The following is a 17424-nucleotide window of genomic DNA, read 5'->3' as shown; positions in this document are numbered from 1 at the left end:
CGCTAGTCGAGGACGCTGGTGCCGGCGGGCAGCGCTGCGCCGACGCCGCGGATCATCGGGGTGTGGAAGCTGCCGCCGAAGACCCGCTCGCTGGCGCCGACCCTGTCGAGGTACGGGGTGACCCCGCCCATCTGGAACGGCCATCCCGCGCCGAGGATCATGCACAGGTCGATGTCCTCCGGCGCGTGCACAACGTCGTCGTCGAGCATCCGCTTGATCTCGTCGGCGAGGCCGTCCTCGACCCGGCGCTGGATCTGCTCAGCGGTCATCGGAGTGGTGCCTCCCTCCACGATCTTGAGCGCGCCCTTGTCGAACCCGGTGACCCGGCCCTTGGCGTTGCGTTCGAGGATGGTGCCGTGCTCCGCGAGTCGGTGCAGGTTCGCGCTCTCGAAGAACCGGTCGGGGAAGGCCGCGTGGTGGGTGTCCAACACGTGCGCGCCCACCTTGAGGCCGACCAGCTCGAGCAGTTCGAACGGCGACATGGGCAACCCGAACGGTGCCAGGGATCCATTGACGACCTCGAAGGGCGTGCCGGTGTCCACGGCGTGCATAGCCTCGCCGAGCAGTTTGGCCAGCACCCGGTTGACCACGAAGCCCGGGGTGTCGCGGGTGATGACGGCGTTCTTCCGCAGCTTGGCCGCGATCACCATGGCCGTGGAGAGGGTGGTCTCGTCGGTCGCCGGGGTGTTCACGACCTCGATCAGCGGCATCACGGCCACCGGGTTGAAGAAGTGGAAGCCGACCAGCCGCTCGGGGTGGGCCAACTTCGCGCCGATCTGCTCCACGGAGAGGGACGAGGTGTTGGTGGCGAGGATGGCGGTGGGGGAGATGTGCTTCTCGATCTCGGCGAAGACATCCTGTTTCACCCCGAGTTCCTCGAAGACCGCCTCGATCACCCAGTCGGCGTCGGCGAAGTCGGCCTTGTCGGTGGTCCCGGTCACCAGGGCGCGCAGCCGGTTGGCTTCGTCCGAGCTGATCCGGCCCTTGTCCTGCAGGGTCTTGATCTCGCCGTGGATGTACGCGACGCCCTTGTCGACCCTGGCCTGGTCGAGGTCGGTGATCACCACCGGCACCTTCAGGCGTCGCACGAACAGGAGAGCGAACTGGCTGGCCATGAGGCCGGCGCCGATCACCCCGACCTTGCCGATGGGCCGGGCCAGCGCCTTGTCGGGGGCCCCGGCTGGCCGCTTGGCGCGCTTCTGCACCAGGTTGAACGCGTAGATGCTCGCGGGCAGCTGGTCGCCGGAGATGAGGTCGGCGAGCGCGTCGTCCTCCCGGGCGAATGCCTCTGCCCGGGTTCCGCTCTTGGCGGCCTTGATCAGGTCCAGCGCGGCGTACGGGGAGGCCGCGACGGACCCGATGCGGGACTGCAGCATCTTGCGCGCGATTCCCACGGCGGCGTCCCACTTGACCAGGCGTTCGATCTTGCCCGGGGCGTGCGGCCGGCTCACGGTGGTCGTTCCGGCGAGAACGCCGTCGGCCCAGCGGATCGAGTCCTCGAGGAAAGTCACCGACTGGAACATCACGTCGGCGATGCCGAGCTCGAGCGCGGCGGGGCCCGAGAGCGTGCGGTTGTTCTTGAGCGGGTTCTCGATGACCACCGTGAGAGCGTTCTCGATGCCCACCAGGTTGGGGAGCAGGTAGGAGCCGCCCCAGCCTGGGATCAGGCCGAGGAAGACTTCCGGCAGCGCGATCGCGGGTACCGTCGCGTCCACCGTGCGGTAGTCGGCGTTGAGGGCGATCTCGAGGCCACCGCCCAGGGCCAGGCCGTTGATGAACACGAACGACGGGACGCCGAGGGTGCCCAGCTTGCCGAGGGCGTGGTGGCCGAGCTGAGCGAGCAGTTTGCCCACGTCGCGGGACGGGATCTCACTGACCTTGCTGAGGTCGGCGCCGGCGGCCAAGATGAACGGCTTCCCGGTCACGGCGACGCCGTGGATCTCTCCGCGGGAGGCGCGGCCGGCGAGGGTGTCGAGAGCGGTGCTGAGCTCCAACAGGGTGACCGGGCCCAGGGTGTTGGGCCTGGTGTGGTCGCGCCCATTGTCGAGCGTCAGCAGCGCAAGCGTGCGACCGCCGGAGAGCGGGACATCCTTGACCAGCGAATGCGTGACGACCTCGTCGCCGAAGAGCTCGACGAGTGGGGAGAAATCGATCGTGGAGTAGTCGGTGCCGTTGGTGGGGGAGGAGTTGTCGGTCATCGCTTGGCTGCCTTCTTGTTGAAGTGCGGATTTTCCCAAATGACGGTGCCACCCTGGCCGAGGCCGATGCACATGGCGGTGAGACCGTAACGCACCTCGGGGTGCGCGGCGAACTGGTGGGCGAGCTGATTCATCAGGCGCACGCCGGAGGACGCGAGCGGATGGCCGATGGCGATCGCTCCGCCGTATTCATTCACCCGGGGGTCCTCATCGTCGATGCCGAAGTGGTCGAGGAACGAGATCACCTGCACGGCGAAGGCCTCGTTGAGCTCGAAGAGGCCGATGTCGGTGATCGAGAGACCCGCTTTCCGCAGCGCCTTCTCTGTGGACGGCACGGGTCCAAGGCCCATCACCTCCGGCTCCACCCCGGCGAAGGCGAAGCTCACGAGTTTCATCTTGACGCTGAGGCCGAGTTCCTTGGCCGTGGCTCCGCTGGCGAGCAGGCACGCGGTGGCGCCGTCGTTGAGGCCGGAGGCGTTTCCGGCCGTGATGCGGCCGTGCGGCCGGAACGGCGTCTTCAGGGCGGCGAGGCCCGCGAGGGTCGTTTCGGGCCTGGGCGCCTCGTCCCTGGTGGCCAGGCCCCAGCCGGCCTCGCTGCGGGTGGCCACGGAGACGAGGTCCGGCTGGATGTTGCCGGCCGCGTACGCGGCGGCCACCTTCTGCTGGCTGCGCAGCGCGTACCGGTCGGAGCGCTCCTTGGTGTACGCGGGGAACCTGTCGTGGATGCGCTCGGCGGTCGATCCCATGTTCAAGGCATCCTCGCTGACCAGCCGTTCACTGAGAAAACGCGGGTTCGGGTCGACCCCGGAGCCCATCGGGTGCCTGCCCATGTGCTCGACACCGCCGGCGATGGCCAGGTCGTATGCACCGAAGCCGATCGCCGCACCCATGGTGGTCACGGAGGTCATCGCCCCCGCGCACATACGGTCGATCGCGAAACCCGGCACGGAGACCGGCAGCCCGGCCAGGAGGGCCGCTGTGCGGCCCAGGGTCAGGCCCTGGTCGCCGGCCTGGGTGGTCGCGGCGATGGCGACATCGTCGATCCGTTCGCCCGGCACGGTCGGGTTGCGTTCCATCAGTCCGGTGATCGCCTTGACGACGAGGTCGTCGGCGCGGGTATTCCAGTACATACCCTTCTCGCCGGCCCGACCGAACGGGGTGCGGACCCCGTCCACGAAGACGACTTCAGTTCTCTCGGCCACTTTGCCTCCATCACTCAAAACAGGTATCGCACGATCCTAGGGTGACGGATTAACCGGAGGGAATCCTTTGACTGTTCCTACGAAAGGGCGTCCGGAGGCACGTCGGCGCTTTGGTGGACTTCCACAAAGGCATCCGCTATTAGTTGTGCGGTCGCCTCAATCTGCCAGGGGCGCGCGCCGAGCAGGGCGAGCGCGTCAGCCACGTTCTCGGCGTCAGCGGGCTCGGGCGGCTGCCAGGAGACCCGGCGCAGGTGCTCGGGGGTGAGCAGATTCTCGAGGGGCACGGCGCGTTCTTCCGAGACGGTCGTCAGCGCCGCCCTGGCGGACTTGAACCGCAGGTCGGCATCGGGATTGCGGTCGGCCCAGGCGCGGGGCGGCGGGAGGGTGTCACCGTTGGCCTTCACGGACGGCAGGTCGGCGCTGGCCAGGCCCTGCTGGATGGCCCGCCACCACCTGTCGAGTTCTGTCCTGCTGGCGCGACCGTTGAACTCGCGCAACTCGGCGAGGGCGTTCCGGGTGGTGGGGAGCAGGCGCGCTGCGGCCACGAGGGAGGCGTCGGGCACCAACCGGCCCGGTGAGACATCCAGCTCCTGCGCGAGGGCGTCCCTGGCCAGCCAGAGTTCGCGGGCCACGGCCAGATTGCGCTGGCCTCGCACCGCATGCAGGCCGGACAGGCGGCGCCAGGGCTCCGCGCGGGCGGGCTTGGCCTCCTTGGCAAGAACGGCGGCGAACTCCTGGTCGGCGATGTCGGTCTTGTCGGAGTCGACGAGCATGGCGACCATGCTGTCGCGCAGGTCCGGCAGCAATTCGACGTCGAGGGCGGCGTAGACCAGCCAGCTCTCCGGCAGCGGTCGGGTCGACCAGTTGGCCGCAGAGTGCTCCTTGGCCAGATGGATGCCCAGAAGTTCTTCCACGACGGTGCCGAGCCCGACCCTGGGCAGGCCGAGCAGGCGGGCGGCCAGTTCGGTGTCGAAAATCCGGCTCGGGTCCAGGCCCACCTCCCTGAGGCAGGCAAGGTCCTGGCTGGCGGCGTGCAGGATCCATTCCTCGTCGGCGAGCGCGGTGTTGAGTTCGCTGAAGTCGCCGATGGCGGGAGGGTCGAACAAGAAGGTGCCGGATTCGCGACGGTACACCTGGATCAGATAGGCACGCTGGGAGTAGGTGAAGCCCGACGCGCGTTCAGCATCGATGCCGATCGGACCTGAACCGTCGGAGAGCTCCGCGACGGCCGCGAGGAAGCCGGCCCTGGTGTCGATGACCTGGTGCTCGACCACGGCTCGATCAGCCACGGGCTGCACGGTGCGCCGAGAGGTCTGCGACAGCCATGACGGAGGCCGCGGGGGCTGTGAGAGCACCCGGCGACATCCCCAGGCCAACGGGGAGAGCGCTGGAGTTGTCGATGGTGCCGGCTCCGGTTGATCCGGCACCTGCTGATCCGGCTCCGGCGGTGCGTGCTGCCCTGGCGTTCATTCCCACGGTCTCCCTGCCGGCACCGTCGGCGCCGAGCGTATCGAGGCCGGTGACATCGACACCGACCGTTTCCATGCCACCGGAGTCGAGGCCGGCGGCGACCACTCCCAGCGTATGCAGTCCGGGTCCGCTTCGCCTCATTCCATCGGACGAGGGGCCGATCGGGTCGAGCGGGCCGAGGCTGATTCCGTCGGACGGATCCTGACGGCGGTGAGCGGGCGCGTCCGGCCTGGACGGATGACTGGACGGATGAGCGGAGTGGGTGTGCCTGGCCGGCGCGGGCATCTCCCCGGCCGGGGGCAGACCTGCGAGCATGCAGAGCAGTTCGCCCCAGCCTTCGACGTGTGCGGCGAGGTCGTTGTTGAGCGGGCTCCAGGAAGCGCGGAGTTCGATCTGGGCGCCGTCGCCCTGACGGGCGAGCTCGCCGAACCCCGACGACAGGATCTTGGTGGCGGTGCCGGATGCCGCGGTGTACTCGGCGCCGCGGGTGTCGAGCGCGTCGACGAGCCAGGCCCAGGCGACTTCGGCGAGGAACGGATCGATGCCGATATCGGTCTCGAGCGGTGCCTGGGCGAAGCAGACGACCCGGAACGGGCCGCCCCAGCTGTCGGGTTCATCGGGGTCGTAGAGCAGGATGAAGCGTCCGGTGCCGAAGTCGGAGTCGCTGCCGTGACGAACCGGCGTGACATCGGCGGAGAGGGCTACGGCGTACGGCGCGAGGTTGCCGGGGGCTGAAATCTCGGTGACGACCAGCTCTGGTCGGGGCGTGGCATGGCGGATGGCGTCGAGCGCCGCGGCAAACTGCGCGGGGCGGCGGGGCTCATCCTCTGTATCGGGCACGTCTGCAGACTAGAGTTTTTTCCGTGTGCTGGTGCGAGGCACGCCGAACAGTGCGGAGGTAGGCATGGCCGGGATTCAGGCACGACCTGGAGGTGTCACCTCTGTGACCTCCGCGGGACTGGTCGTCCTCGGTGGTGTGGCCGCCGTTGCGGCAGCCGCATCCGTCGCGATCGGAGTGCTGGCCGGGGTGATGGCGCGTCGCATCGTCACACCCCCGACGAAGCGTGCCGACGACATCAGGGTCTTCGCCGTCGACCTCGACGCGGGACTGATCACCCTCGAAGCCACTGCGGATGCCGTGCTGCCCGGCGACTACAGTTTCTGGTTCGCGGGGGACTCCGGCCATGCCAGGTTGGGTGCGATCGAGCGCAGCACGAGCACGAGCGTCACGCGGCGCATCCTGCACGTGGACTTCGGCGACCTGAGCACCGTCGTCTCGGGCCGTCTCGGCGGCTACTCGTTCCTGGGGCCGTGGGACCTGGGCCTCGACTACACCAATGTGACCGTGAGCACCGACCGCGGCGAAGCCCCGGCCTGGCTCATCCCGGGCGCACAGCTTCCGAGCACACAGCTTCCGGACACACCCATCCCGGAGACCCAGCTCCCCACGGAACAGCCGAGCGGGCGATGGGTGATCCAGGTACACGGCCGGGGGGTGCGCCGCCACGAGACGCTGCGGGCCGTGCCCGTCTTCCACGCCGCCGGCTTCACGTCGCTGCTCATCTCCTACCGGAACGACGGCGAGGCACCGCCCAGCGCCGATGGCCGCTTCGGTCTGGGCGACACCGAGTGGCGGGACGTGGAGGCCGCCATCGACTATGCCGTAGGAAACGGCGCCACCGCGATCGTGCTGATGGGCTGGTCGATGGGTGGCGCTATCTCCCTGCAGGCCGCGACCCGGGCCGTGCACGACGGCCGCCTCATCGGCATCGTGCTCGATTCCCCCGTGATCGATTGGGCGGATGTGGTGGCCTATCAGGCAGAGACGCTGCACCTGCCGACCGCTGTGGTCCGCGGGGCCCTAGTGGTCATGGGCCGTCGGTGGGGGCGGCTCGTGACAGGTCTGCACCTGCCGATCGACTTTCCCCGGCTGGATTTCGTGTCCAGGGCCGATGACCTGAGCCTGCCGATCCTCATCCTGCACAGCGACGACGACGGCTTCGTGCCGTCGGCGCCATCCAGACGGCTGGCCGAACGTCGCCCGGACATCGTCACTCTGGTGCCGTTTTCGGTAGCCAGGCACACCAAGCTGTGGAACTACGACCCGCAGCGCTGGAACGGGGCGATCCTGGCCTGGCTGAACAGGATCGATTCAGCGCTGCCCGCCATCGAGTCCGCCGAATCCTAAATCGGCCAGGCCAGAACAGGACCGGTCAGGCAAGGCCAGGCCAGAACAGGATCGGTCAGGCCAGAACAGGACCGGTCAGGCCAGGGCTGCCGAGCGTTCACGCAGCTGCCGCTTGGCGCGGCCGAGCATGGCGGTCATGCCGCGCAGGCGCAGCGGGGACACGGCCTGGGTGAGCCCGATCGTCTGCGGGAAGTCATCGGGAACGGCCAACACAGCATCCACAGTCAGCCCGTCCAGGCCCTGGGCCAGAATCGAGGCGAAGCCACGCGTGGTGGGTGACTCCGCCGGCGCCGTGGCGAAGAGGTGCACCAGGCCGTCCTGATCGATCTCGACGACGATGAACACGGGGGACTGGCACTCCACGACCCGCTCGAAGAGGTCGGGATGGTCCTGGTAGCGCTCCGGCAGTGCCGGCAACTCGTTCGAGAATTCGAGCAGCAGTTGCAGGCGGTCCGGCTGCTCCAGCGCCAGGAAATCCTCGCGAATGTCGGCGAGCTGGTCAGGCAGGTCAGGTGTGGTCATCGGGTCAATTCTCCCATACTCAGCGGGGAAGGGACTCTGTCGGGACCGGTGCTGTGCCGGCCGCGGAACCCTGCACGATCGGCACGCGGACGGCGCTGCCCCATTCGGTCCAGGAGCCGTCGTAGTTGCGCACGTTCTCGATGCCCAGCAGGTGGCTCAGCACGAACCAGGTGTGGCTGGAGCGTTCGCCGATGCGGCAATAGGCGATCACCGGTTCGTCTCCGGTGAGGCCGACCTCGTCCAGGTAGATGGCGTCGAGCTCGGCGCGGGACCGGAAAGTGGCGTCATCCGCCGCTGCCCTCGCCCAGGGCACGGATACGGCCGACGGGATGTGCCCGGCCCGCAACGCACCTTCCTCCGGGTAGGCGGGAGCCGTGGTGCGCTCACCGCTGTACTCCTCTGGCGAACGCACGTCGATGAGCGGATGGCCGAAGTGGGCGAGTACGTCCTCCTTGTACGCGCGGATGGGGGCATCGTGTCGTTCCACCACCGGGTACTCTGCCGGTTCCGCGGATTCGCGCTCCGTGGTGATGGCCCGACCCTCGGCGATCCACTTCTGCCGACCGCCGTCGAGCAGGCGCACATCGGAGTGCCCGAACAGGGTGAAGACCCAGAGGGCGTACGCCGCCCACCAGTTGCTCTTGTCGCCGTAGATGACCACAGTGCTGTCGCGGCTGATGCCCTTGCGGCCGAGCAGGGCCGCGAAGGCGGTCCCGTCGATGTAGTCGCGCTCGACGGGGTCGTTGAGGTCGGTGTGCCAGTCGATCTTCACCGCGGTGGGGATGTGGCCGGTCTCGTAGAGGATCACGTCCTCGTCGGATTCGACCACGACCAGGCCGGGGGTTCCGAGGTGCTCCTGCAACCACTCGGTGGACACGAGTCGCTCCGGGTGCGCGTATCCGGCGAAGGTGGGGGACGGATCTGTTCCGACGGTCATGGTTTCCTCCTGGTGGGGCGACGGACTCTCATGGCCCGGCTTTCGGTATCTGTGCATTTAGGCTGGTGGAGATCTTCTCAAGGTTTGCAAGGATGAAGCCACCACCGATATTCCGCCAGGATGCCGGCGCACAGACAGGAACCGGATGTCAGACACGGTCAAGACGACCCGCCAGCTTCCCCTCAGACTCGTCGACAGGTCGCCGTCGATCACCGGAGCCGAGATCGTGGCAGAGCTCGTGCCGCCGCCGCAGTTCGAGCACGCCTCCTTCGAGTCCTACCGACCTGACCTCGACTATCCGTCGCAGCAGGGCGCCGTCGAACGCCTGAACGGATTCGCGGCCTGGCGTGCCCGCCCGGGCGGATTCTTCGCCCGTGCACGCCGGTCCAAGGCCGAGCTTCCCGGTATCTACCTCGACGGTGGTTTTGGTGTGGGCAAGACCCACCTCTTGGCCGCCCTGTGGCACGGCGCTCCCGGGCGCAAATACTTCGGCACCTTCATCGAGTACACCGCCCTGGTCGGCGCTCTCGGCTATGCGGAGACGGTGAAGCAGCTCACGGGTGCGCAGCTCATCTGCATCGACGAGTTCGAGCTCGACGACCCGGGCGACACCATGCTGATGACCCGCCTTCTCGGCGAACTCATCGGGTCAGGCACCCGCGTCGCCGCCACATCCAACACCCCGCCGAATTCCTTGGGCGAGGGGCGTTTCGCGGCGGCCGATTTCCTCCGCGAGATCCAGGCCATGTCGGCGAACTTCGAGACCGTGCGCATCGACGGCCTGGACTACCGCCGCCGGGACGCCTCGGGTCACGCTGCCACCGTGGCGCCGGAGGAGCTCACCGTCATGACGGAGGCTCTCGTGGCCCGCGGTTCGAGTGTCACCCTCGACGACTTCGGCGCGCTCATGGCGCACTTGAGCACGGTGCATCCGTCCAAGTACATCAAGATGATCGCCGGGCTGGACGTCATCGCCCTCCGGAACGTCTACCTTCTGACCGACCAAACGGATGCCCTGCGGCTGGTCGCCTTCATCGACAGGGTCTACGACGCCGAGATCCCCATCCTCGCCAGCGGCATGCCCCTGCATGACGTCTTCGACGCCGAGATGATGGGCGGCGGCTACCGCAAGAAGTACCAGAGGTCCCAGTCCAGAATGGTGGCCCTGAGCACCGGAGAGCTGCCGCCGCACGCCGAGTGAGCGTTGAACGCGAAACACGTTCTTAACTTTCATACCGGTTGCGTAACATGCCGGAAACACGGAAGAACGGCTCTTGAAACGTCTTGGTCGGAGACTGAGGGGCGTACCCGGGAACTGCCCCCGCACTCTGATCGCGCGGCTTCGAGGTACACCCAGCTAACTCGAGAGGTGTGAGGACAATCTATGGACACGGGAAGCATTGCATGGGGGTTGACGGCAACCGCACTGGTGCTGTTCATGACTCCGGGAGTCGCGTTCTTCTACGGCGGTTTGGTCAAGGCCAAGAGCGTCGTCAGCATGATGATGATGAGCTTCGGAGCCCTCGGACTGATCTCGGTGCTGTGGATCCTGTACGGATTCAACATGAGCGCAGTCGGCGGACCCACGGAGTTCGCGGGTAACCCGTTCTCCGACTTCGGCCTCGGCGCCCTCGCCACGGGCGAAACCGGCAGCACCGACCTCCTCGGCGCCACCTACGGAGCCACCTTCGCGATCATCACCGTCGCCCTGATCTCCGGTGCTGTCGCTGACCGTGCCAAGTTCGGTTCCTGGATGATCTTCGCCGGTATCTGGGCCACCCTGGTGTACTTCCCGGTCGCTGCCTGGGTCTGGGGCGGTGGCTGGATCATGAGCCTCGGCGACACTCTCGGCCTCCCCGGTGTGATCGACTACGCGGGTGGTACTGCCGTGCACATCAACGCCGGTGCTGCGGCGCTGGCCCTCGCGCTCGTCCTCGGCAAGCGCATCGGTTTCCAGAAGGGCATCACCAAGCCGCACAACGTGCCCCTGGTGCTGCTCGGCGCCTCCATCCTCTGGTTCGGCTGGTTCGGCTTCAACGCCGGCGCCGAGTGGCTGAACGGCCTCGCCAACGTCGGCCTGATCATGGTCAACACCCTCGGCGCGACCGCGGCCGCCATCCTCGGCTGGCTGATCGTGGAGAAGATCAAGGACGGCAAGGCCACCTCGGTGGGCGCCGCCTCCGGTGCCGTCGCCGGCCTCGTGGCAATCACCCCCGCCTGCGCGAACCTCGAACCCGGTTGGGCCCTGCTGCTCGGCGCCGTCGCCGGAGCGGTCTGCGCCATGGCCATCGAAATGAAGTTCAAGTTCGGCTTCGATGACTCACTCGACGTCGTGGGCATCCACCTCGTCGGTGGTGTCATCGGCACCCTCTACCTGGGCTTCTTCGCGATCGGCACCGGCCTCTTCGTCGGTGGCGACCTCGGCCAGCTGGCCGTGCAGGCGATCGCCGCCTTCTCGGTGCTCATCTATTCGTTCATCGTCGCCTATCTGCTGGGACTCGCCATCGAGAAGACGATCGGTTTCCGCGTCAAGAACGAAGACGAAGTTGCGGGCATCGACACCTCGGTGCACGGCGAAGAGGGTTACGCCCTCGCCAACGTCTAGTCGTCGCCTCGCGCCGACGGCGCGTTGAGACATCCGCACTGCATCGACGGGCGGTGAGGCGGTCCTGGAGTTCACACACCGGGGTCGTCCTCACCGCCCGTCGTTCTGCCCTCAGCACTTCCCGTTCGCCCCCTTGACCGCGGGCGGGCGTCGCGGCAGGATCACGTCACTGGCGGTGACCCGAACGCCGCCAGAAGCTCCGTCAAGGTCCCGGTCAGCCGGGGCCTTGACGGAGCACCAGACCTGTGACGGGGCCAGCCTGTGACAGGGACAGCCTCTGACAGGGACAGCCAGCCTGGAGTCATTCGGTCCAGTCTGGAGCCAGACAGTCTGCGGATCGAGGACGTTCTCCCGATGGTCAGCGCTTACCTTCCGGCACCAGACGACGTTACGGCTCCGGCCGGAGTCACCGGTGCGGGCGCCTCCCTGCCGGCGGCGATCGCACAGGAACCATCGTGGTACCTGCACAGACCACGACTCGACGCGTTGCTGGAACGGCTGCAGGGCGAGGAAGCGAAGATCCTCGGGCTCTGGGACGCCGCGGGATCTGGCAAGACCACGCTCATGGCGGCGTGGGCGCGTCGGCTTCACACCATGGGTCATGAGGTGGCCTGGTTCGCCGCACAGGACCTCGTAGACACGGTCGGGCCCGCGGATGTCCTGAGCCGGCTGGTGACGCCGGCAGCCTCGTCCGTCCCGCCCGGTGAGCTTGTCGTGTTCGTCGATGACGTGCACCTGCTCGACCCTGTCACACTGGCCGGTCTGCTCGCACAGTTCGGCCAGAGCGCCCGAGGCACACGGTTCGTCCTGGCAGCCCGGTATCGGCCGTTCTCGGGGACCGCGCCGTTGGAGGCCGCCGGTGTCCTCATCGAGTGTCCAGACGACACGCTGGCCTTCACCCCGGCAGAGATCGCCCTGCTCGCGCTCCAGCACGGCATCACCCTGCCTGTCGAAGACGCCGCCGTCTTGTGGCGACACACCGGGGGGTGGGCCACCGGCCTCGCCCTCGCCCTCACGTTGCGGGCGACGGAGGGCGACTCCACCGGGCTCAGGCGCTTCAACGGCGACAACCGCGCGGTGGCGGACTACCTTGCCGCTGAGGTCGTCATCGATCTCGACGACGGCGACCGTGAGGTCCTGATGCACTCGGCGGTGAGCGAGCTTGTTCCGCTCGAACTCAGTGTCGCCCTGACCCACCGCACCGATGCCGGCGACGTGCTCGCCAGGATCGCCCGGCACAACACCCTGGTCGGTCGCGAAACGGATGCCTCGGGGAGTGACGCCTACAGGTTCCACCCGATCCTGCTCGCCTACCTCCAGGCCGAAGGGCGACGCCGCGACGCCGCGGACGCCACGGCCAGGCATCTCCTGGCCTGCCGGTGGTACTCGGACCGTGCCGACGGCGCGGCGGCTCTCGAGCAATCACTCCTGGCGCGGGAGCCGGGGCGAATCGGTGAGACGCTCGAACGTTTCGGCCTCGAACTGGCGTTGACCGGGTCCACCGAACGGGTCGGCCGCGCCTTGCGCCGCATCCACGGTGTTGTCGCGTCCACCGCGACCCTGGCCCTGCGTTTGCTGCTGGAGGCACCCTATTTTCCGGCCAGGCGCCGAGCCCACCAGCTTCTGCTCGCGGCGGACGCGTCCATATCCGGGGCCGTTTCCGCAGACGAGGTTGATGCCACCGGGCCGGTCTCAGCTGCCGGGCCAGGTCGACGGGAACGGTGGTCGGCCGTCGTCGCGGCCCTGCACGCCTTCGCGGCCACCGAGCGCGCCGACATCGAGGTGCGTCTGAACGGGCTGCACAGCGCCGATCCGGCAGACGCGCGCCCGGTCGATCTGGCCGTCGACCTGTTGGCGGCTACAGCGGAGGGTCGCTGTCTCGACGAACTCGGGCACCCCGCCGCCGCAGAGGCGACCCTCCGCGACGCCGCGGAATCGGCCAAGGCCGCCGGCTACGACTGGCTCTTCCTCCTGGCCAGCGACCTGGCGGCGACGGCGGCGGCTCACGGAGGCAACTGGCGGCACGTCGCGATGCTGGAAGACCAGTTGACCGCCGCGGCGCCGGGGAACGCCTGGCCCGTCGATGTCGTCGGCGGGCGCGCCATGCTCTACGGCCTGGTGCGGCGGTACGAGAGATGCGAACCCGTCGATGCCGGTGTGCTCGCCGCACTGGCCGTCTCGGCGGGACCCTGGCTCGACTCAGGGGTGAGCGTGCCGGCGAGGGCCCTGCAACTTCTGGTGCAGCTCGATGAGGCATCGCATCCCCGCCAGAGCCTGGACCACCTGACCCTCCTGATGCGGGAAGTCGGTTCGGAGCACCCCAGAGCCTTGAGTCTGTGCTGCGTGCCCCTGATCGCCCTGAGCGGCGCGCTCGACGGCCGGGCGGAGGCGCAACTGTTTGTCAGGCTCGTCGAGCGGGTCCTGGGCGAGGAGTCCCTGGAGGCCCTGCTCCTGAGGTTCCTCCTCGTGCCACCCACCAGGGCCGGACACCCGGCTGAGGAACGACTGCGTGCAGCCGCCGTCGAAGAACGCACCTGCTGGCGTGGTGCCACCATCGTGAGCGCCTGGGTGGCGCTGGCCGCTGTCGCCGACATCTCCGGACGCCATGTGGAGTGCGATGCGCGCCTGCTGCGCGCGTTGCGGCTCGCCGATCAGTTGGGCGCCGAACGGGCACTCATCGCCGTGGGCGGCCAGGGCGCAAGCCTCATCCGCGCGCGACTCGGCCGGCTGGGCGACCTCGACGACTTCGCCAGGCACGTGCTCCGCCGGGCGGACAGGCTCCGACCTGCCGAACGCGTGCCGGCGCCCGAGCGATCACAGGGTGGATCGGTGCTCACCCAGCGCGAACGCGAACTGTTGCGCGAACTGCCGTTCCACCAGTCCGTCGCCGACATCGCCCGCAAACGGAATGTGAGTCCGAACACCGTGAAAACCCATCTCAGGAACATCTACCAGAAGCTCGAAGCCACGAATCGCGCCGAGGCCGTTGTCATTGCGCAGGATCGAGGACTGCTCTGACCAGAATCACCCGATCCGGGTGAATCGACGAGTTGAGGGCGCGGCGACACTGACCCTGGTCGGGCGAGACCCGGCCAGACCTGCACTGCAGACAGGCACGTTAAGGAGACGACGATCATGGTGGAATTCGCATACGGTCCGGTGGAGGTCTTGCTTCTCACCTTCGACGGGGATCGTCCTGGCCCTGCCCTGAGCGGGGCGCTGCGCGACCTGATCGAGGAGAAGACCATCACTCTGCTCGACCTGATTTTCGTCTCCCGGAATCTGGACGGCGACCTCCGCACCATCGAGGTGGACGACCTGCCCGACAAGGCCCAGCTGCCGGACCTCGATCTGCGCGAACTCGGTCTTGCCGGCCTCGACGACGTCGAGGAGCTGGCCGTGCGCCTGGAGCCCGGCGCCTCGGCGGCAATCCTCGTTGTGGAACTGACCTGGGCCAGGCATTTCGCGTCGGTCCTCGCTGCGTCGGGAGGCTCAGTGCTCTACCAGGAGCGCATCCCAGCTCCCGTCGTCAACGCCGTGCTCGAAGCCGCACGGTGACCATCGGCCACAGCCGCCCTCCCCAGCCGCCCGCCCCAGCCGCCCGCCCCAGCCGCCCACCACAGTAAGGATCACCTCATGTCACCACGTCGAATGGGACGCCCCGGATTGCTCGGAATGGCCGCGCGAACGGCCGTCGTCGCCGGTACCGCCACCGCTGTGAGCGGGAATGTGCAGCGGCGACAGCAGGCCAAGGCCCAGGATGCCCAGCAGCAGGCAGACGCCGAGGCCCAGCAGGCCCAATACGACCAGCAGGCCCAACAGAACCAGTACGAGGCCGCTCAGCAGGCCGCGGCGCCGCCGGCGTCCGCGGGGTCGCCGCTGCTTGACCAGCTCAACCAACTGTCCCAACTGCATAATGCCGGCGTGCTCAGCGATGAGGAGTTCACGGCCGCGAAAACAAAATTGCTGGCCTGAGGAGACAATCGATTCTTTCCGACGTCCCACACCGGGGTGCGGGACCGCTAGCCTACGTGGAGGGAGCGGGGCCCTTCTGGCTGCGCGACGTCACGTTCGCTTGGCGCGAACCGGAAGGAACACATGTTTGAACTCCTCAGCATCCCCATCGTCGGCGTAGTCATTCTTGTCATCGTCGTGGCGGTCGTCGTGCTCGTGTACGCCCGCACGATCTACAAGAACGCGGGACCGGACGAGGCCCTCGTCATCACCGGCAAGAAGTCGAAGAAGACCATCGTCGACGGGGCCACGCTCGAGGAGTCCGGCCAGCGTGTCGTACACGGCCAGGGCGTGTTCATCACCCCGTTCTTCCAGAAGGCGTTCAAGATCAGCCTGCGCAGCCGGGCCATCGAAATCACGGCCGTCGCGCAGGACCGCAACGGCATCACCCTCACCGTCGAGGCCGTGGCCATCGTGAAGGTCGGCGACGACCCCACCGCGATCCGTGCCGCAGCGCAGCGGTTCCTCGGCCAGGACAAGAACATCGACAACTTCGCCCAGGAGGTCCTCAGCGGATCGCTGCGGTCGTCCATCGGCGCCACCGACGTCATGACGATCATCCAGAAGCGCGATGAACTCGGTTCCTCCGTGCTGGCGACGGCGCGGGAGTCCCTCGCCAACCAGGGTGTGGATGTCGACTCCTTCGAAATCAAGGGAATCACCGACGAGAACGACTACATCCGCGACCTCGGCCGTGCCGAGCAGGCCAAGGTACGCCGACAGGCCGAGGTGGCCGAGCACCAGGCCAACCGGGAGGCCCAGGAGGCGTCGATCATCGCCGAGCAGGCCGTCGCCGAAGCCCAGAACACCCTCGCTCTGCGCAAGGCTGCACTGCAGCTCGACACCGACAAGGCCGCGGCCGAAGCCGCCGCCGCCAAGCCGCTCGCCGAGGCCAAGGCCCAGCAAAACATCGTGCAGGAGCAGGAGCTGACCGCCAAGCGTCGCGCGAGCCTGCGCAAGGCCGAGCTCGACTCCGAGGTCAATGCTGTTGCCGACGCCGACGCGTACAGGGTGCGGGTGTCGGCCATCGCCGCCGCCGAAGCACGCGTCGCGGCGGCCAATGCCGACCGTGATAGCCGTGTGGCATCGGCTGAGGCCATCCGCGCCGAGGGCCAGGCCAACGCCGACGCGATCCTCGCCCGCGGTTCGGCCGAGGCCGAGGCGACCCGCCTCAGCGCCCAGGCCGTCGCCGAGCAGTCCGAGGCGCTCATCCAGTTGCGCCTGGTGGAGATGCTGCCCAAGATCGCGCACGAGCTCGCGGCGCCCATGGGCAACATCGACCAGCTCACGGTGATCTCCACCGACGGGGCGAGCCAGCTGAGCAAGAATGTCGCCTCGGGCTTCACCGAGGTCGACGCCGTGCTCACCTCGACAATGGGTGTCGGCATCAAGGACCTGCTCGGCGGTCTCATCGGCGGCACTGCCGCCGGCGCCGCGCTGGCCCGGTCGGCCGACGGCTACGTGGCCGCGGTACCCGGAAGTTCCGTGCCCAGCGACACCGTGCCCAGCGACCAGGTCTAGTCGTAGCCGTGTCTGAGGTCTGGCCGATCACGGCCGTCGCCCCGCCGCTGGCGGGCCGGGCGACGGCAAGCCAGCGGTGGTCGCACCTGGCGTTCCTGCACTGGCGGGTGGATCCGGGCCTGGTGGCACCGTTGCTGCCGGATGGCCTGCGGCCGGACGTCTTCGACGGTTCCAGTTGGGTGGGGTTGATCCCGTTCGTCCTCGACCGCGCCACGGTGTTCGGCAGCCCGCCCGTGCCGTACTTCGGCAGTTTCGTGGAGGTGAACGTTCGCCTCTACGCCGTCGACTCGCGCGGACGCCGCGGTGTGGTCTTCGTCTCGCTCGAGGCGTCCAGGCTGGCCGCGGTGCTCGCTGCCCGGGCGCTGTTCTCGATCCCGTACATGTGGTCGCGCACCCGGCTTGAGGTGGCGGCGGGGGAGTACCGGTACAGCTCCGCTCGGCACTTCGCGGCGTCGGCGCATACCGACATCGTGGTGCGGCCGACCGGGCGTCCGGTCGTGAACGACATGCTGGCGGACTTCCTCACCGCTCGATGGGCGCTGTTCACCCGGGTGCGGGGGCGCACGATCCATCTGCGCAACCACCATGAACCGTGGGCGTTGTTCGGCGCCGAGGTGCTCACGCTCGACGACACCCTCCTCGCCACTGCGGGTTTTCCTGGACTCGCCGGGACTAGAGCTCCCGATTCCGTGCTGTATTCACCGGGCGTGACCACCTGGTTCGGCACGCGCGGGTAGACAGCTCGGTTCCCTGGCACGGAACGGACG

13 protein-coding genes and 1 pseudogene are annotated in these 17424 nt (G+C 68.0%); 8 read left to right on the top strand and 6 right to left on the bottom strand.

Annotated elements, in window-relative coordinates; genetic code table 11:
- Nucleotides 1-2 precede the first annotated feature (2 nt).
- From BJQ94_RS10100 to BJQ94_RS10085, 4 genes and pseudogenes are all read right to left on the bottom strand, one after another.
- Complete coding sequence (locus BJQ94_RS10100; protein ID WP_265398680.1) at nt 3-2198, bottom strand: 3-hydroxyacyl-CoA dehydrogenase NAD-binding domain-containing protein; 2196 nt, start codon at nt 2196-2198, stop codon at nt 3-5.
- Nucleotides 2195-3400 carry a thiolase family protein gene (locus tag BJQ94_RS10095; RefSeq protein ID WP_265398681.1) on the bottom strand — a complete coding sequence of 402 codons (1206 nt, stop codon included), beginning with the start codon at nt 3398-3400 and terminating at the stop codon, nt 2195-2197. The genes BJQ94_RS10100 and BJQ94_RS10095 overlap by 4 nt, the downstream gene beginning before the upstream one ends.
- Nucleotides 3401-3477: 77 nt before the next feature.
- Nucleotides 3478-4674: an HRDC domain-containing protein gene (locus BJQ94_RS10090; protein ID WP_265398694.1), complete on the bottom strand. Its 1197-nt coding sequence runs from the start codon at nt 4672-4674 to the stop codon at nt 3478-3480.
- Between the two features lie 481 nt (nt 4675-5155).
- Nucleotides 5156-5710: pseudogene (locus tag BJQ94_RS10085) on the bottom strand (DUF3000 domain-containing protein); the annotation flags it as partial.
- 103 nt (nt 5711-5813) lie between these two features.
- On the opposite strand from BJQ94_RS10085, the gene BJQ94_RS10080 reads away from it, so the two are divergent.
- Nucleotides 5814-7058 (top strand): alpha/beta fold hydrolase, encoded by a 1245-nt coding sequence (locus BJQ94_RS10080; RefSeq protein WP_265398682.1) that lies wholly within the window; start codon nt 5814-5816, stop codon nt 7056-7058.
- 75 nt (nt 7059-7133) lie between these two features.
- On the opposite strand, the gene BJQ94_RS10075 is transcribed toward BJQ94_RS10080, so the two are convergent.
- Complete coding sequence (locus BJQ94_RS10075) at nt 7134-7580, bottom strand: SufE family protein (protein WP_265398683.1); 447 nt, start codon at nt 7578-7580, stop codon at nt 7134-7136.
- A gap of 19 nt (nt 7581-7599) precedes the next feature.
- Nucleotides 7600-8517 (bottom strand): sulfurtransferase, encoded by a 918-nt coding sequence (locus tag BJQ94_RS10070; RefSeq protein ID WP_265398684.1) that lies wholly within the window; start codon nt 8515-8517, stop codon nt 7600-7602.
- A gap of 145 nt (nt 8518-8662) precedes the next feature.
- Between BJQ94_RS10070 and zapE the strand changes: the two genes are divergently transcribed.
- From zapE to BJQ94_RS10035, 7 genes are all read left to right on the top strand, one after another.
- On the top strand, nt 8663-9718 hold the full coding sequence (gene zapE, locus BJQ94_RS10065; RefSeq protein WP_265398685.1) for a cell division protein ZapE: 1056 nt from the start codon (nt 8663-8665) through the stop codon (nt 9716-9718).
- Between the two features lie 183 nt (nt 9719-9901).
- The gene (locus BJQ94_RS10060) at nt 9902-11122 is read left to right on the top strand and encodes an ammonium transporter (RefSeq protein WP_265398686.1); all 1221 of its coding nucleotides are present in this window, start codon (nt 9902-9904) and stop codon (nt 11120-11122) included.
- A 354-nt stretch (nt 11123-11476) separates the two neighbouring features.
- A complete protein-coding gene (locus tag BJQ94_RS10055) occupies nt 11477-14140 on the top strand; it encodes a LuxR C-terminal-related transcriptional regulator (RefSeq protein ID WP_265398687.1) in 2664 nt (887 codons plus the stop codon).
- A gap of 117 nt (nt 14141-14257) precedes the next feature.
- Complete coding sequence (locus BJQ94_RS10050; RefSeq protein ID WP_265398688.1) at nt 14258-14680, top strand: DUF6325 family protein; 423 nt, start codon at nt 14258-14260, stop codon at nt 14678-14680.
- 78 nt (nt 14681-14758) lie between these two features.
- A complete protein-coding gene (locus tag BJQ94_RS10045; RefSeq protein WP_265397848.1) occupies nt 14759-15097 on the top strand; it encodes an SHOCT domain-containing protein in 339 nt (112 codons plus the stop codon).
- Nucleotides 15098-15220: 123 nt separating this feature from the next.
- On the top strand, nt 15221-16657 hold the full coding sequence (locus BJQ94_RS10040; RefSeq protein ID WP_265397847.1) for an SPFH domain-containing protein: 1437 nt from the start codon (nt 15221-15223) through the stop codon (nt 16655-16657).
- An 8-nt stretch (nt 16658-16665) separates the two neighbouring features.
- A complete protein-coding gene (locus BJQ94_RS10035; RefSeq protein WP_265397846.1) occupies nt 16666-17394 on the top strand; it encodes a DUF2071 domain-containing protein in 729 nt (242 codons plus the stop codon).
- Nucleotides 17395-17424 lie beyond the last annotated feature (30 nt).

This window comes from Cryobacterium sp. SO2 (assembly GCF_026151165.2).
Lineage (GTDB): Bacteria > Actinomycetota > Actinomycetes > Actinomycetales > Microbacteriaceae > Cryobacterium.
The sequence above is the reverse complement of the archived record's forward strand: the minus strand, read 5'-3'. Positions and strand labels throughout refer to the sequence as shown.

Coding starts and splice junctions, on each gene's coding strand:
- BJQ94_RS10100 (WP_265398680.1), bottom strand. CDS start 2,198: ATGACCGACAACTCCTCCCCCACCAACGGCACCGACTACTCCACGATC.
- BJQ94_RS10075 (WP_265398683.1), bottom strand. CDS start 7,580: ATGACCACACCTGACCTGCCTGACCAGCTCGCCGACATTCGCGAGGAT.
- BJQ94_RS10070 (WP_265398684.1), bottom strand. CDS start 8,517: ATGACCGTCGGAACAGATCCGTCCCCCACCTTCGCCGGATACGCGCAC.
- zapE (WP_265398685.1), top strand. CDS start 8,663: ATGTCAGACACGGTCAAGACGACCCGCCAGCTTCCCCTCAGACTCGTC.
- BJQ94_RS10060 (WP_265398686.1), top strand. CDS start 9,902: ATGGACACGGGAAGCATTGCATGGGGGTTGACGGCAACCGCACTGGTG.
- BJQ94_RS10055 (WP_265398687.1), top strand. CDS start 11,477: ATGGTCAGCGCTTACCTTCCGGCACCAGACGACGTTACGGCTCCGGCC.
- BJQ94_RS10050 (WP_265398688.1), top strand. CDS start 14,258: ATGGTGGAATTCGCATACGGTCCGGTGGAGGTCTTGCTTCTCACCTTC.
- BJQ94_RS10045 (WP_265397848.1), top strand. CDS start 14,759: ATGTCACCACGTCGAATGGGACGCCCCGGATTGCTCGGAATGGCCGCG.
- BJQ94_RS10040 (WP_265397847.1), top strand. CDS start 15,221: ATGTTTGAACTCCTCAGCATCCCCATCGTCGGCGTAGTCATTCTTGTC.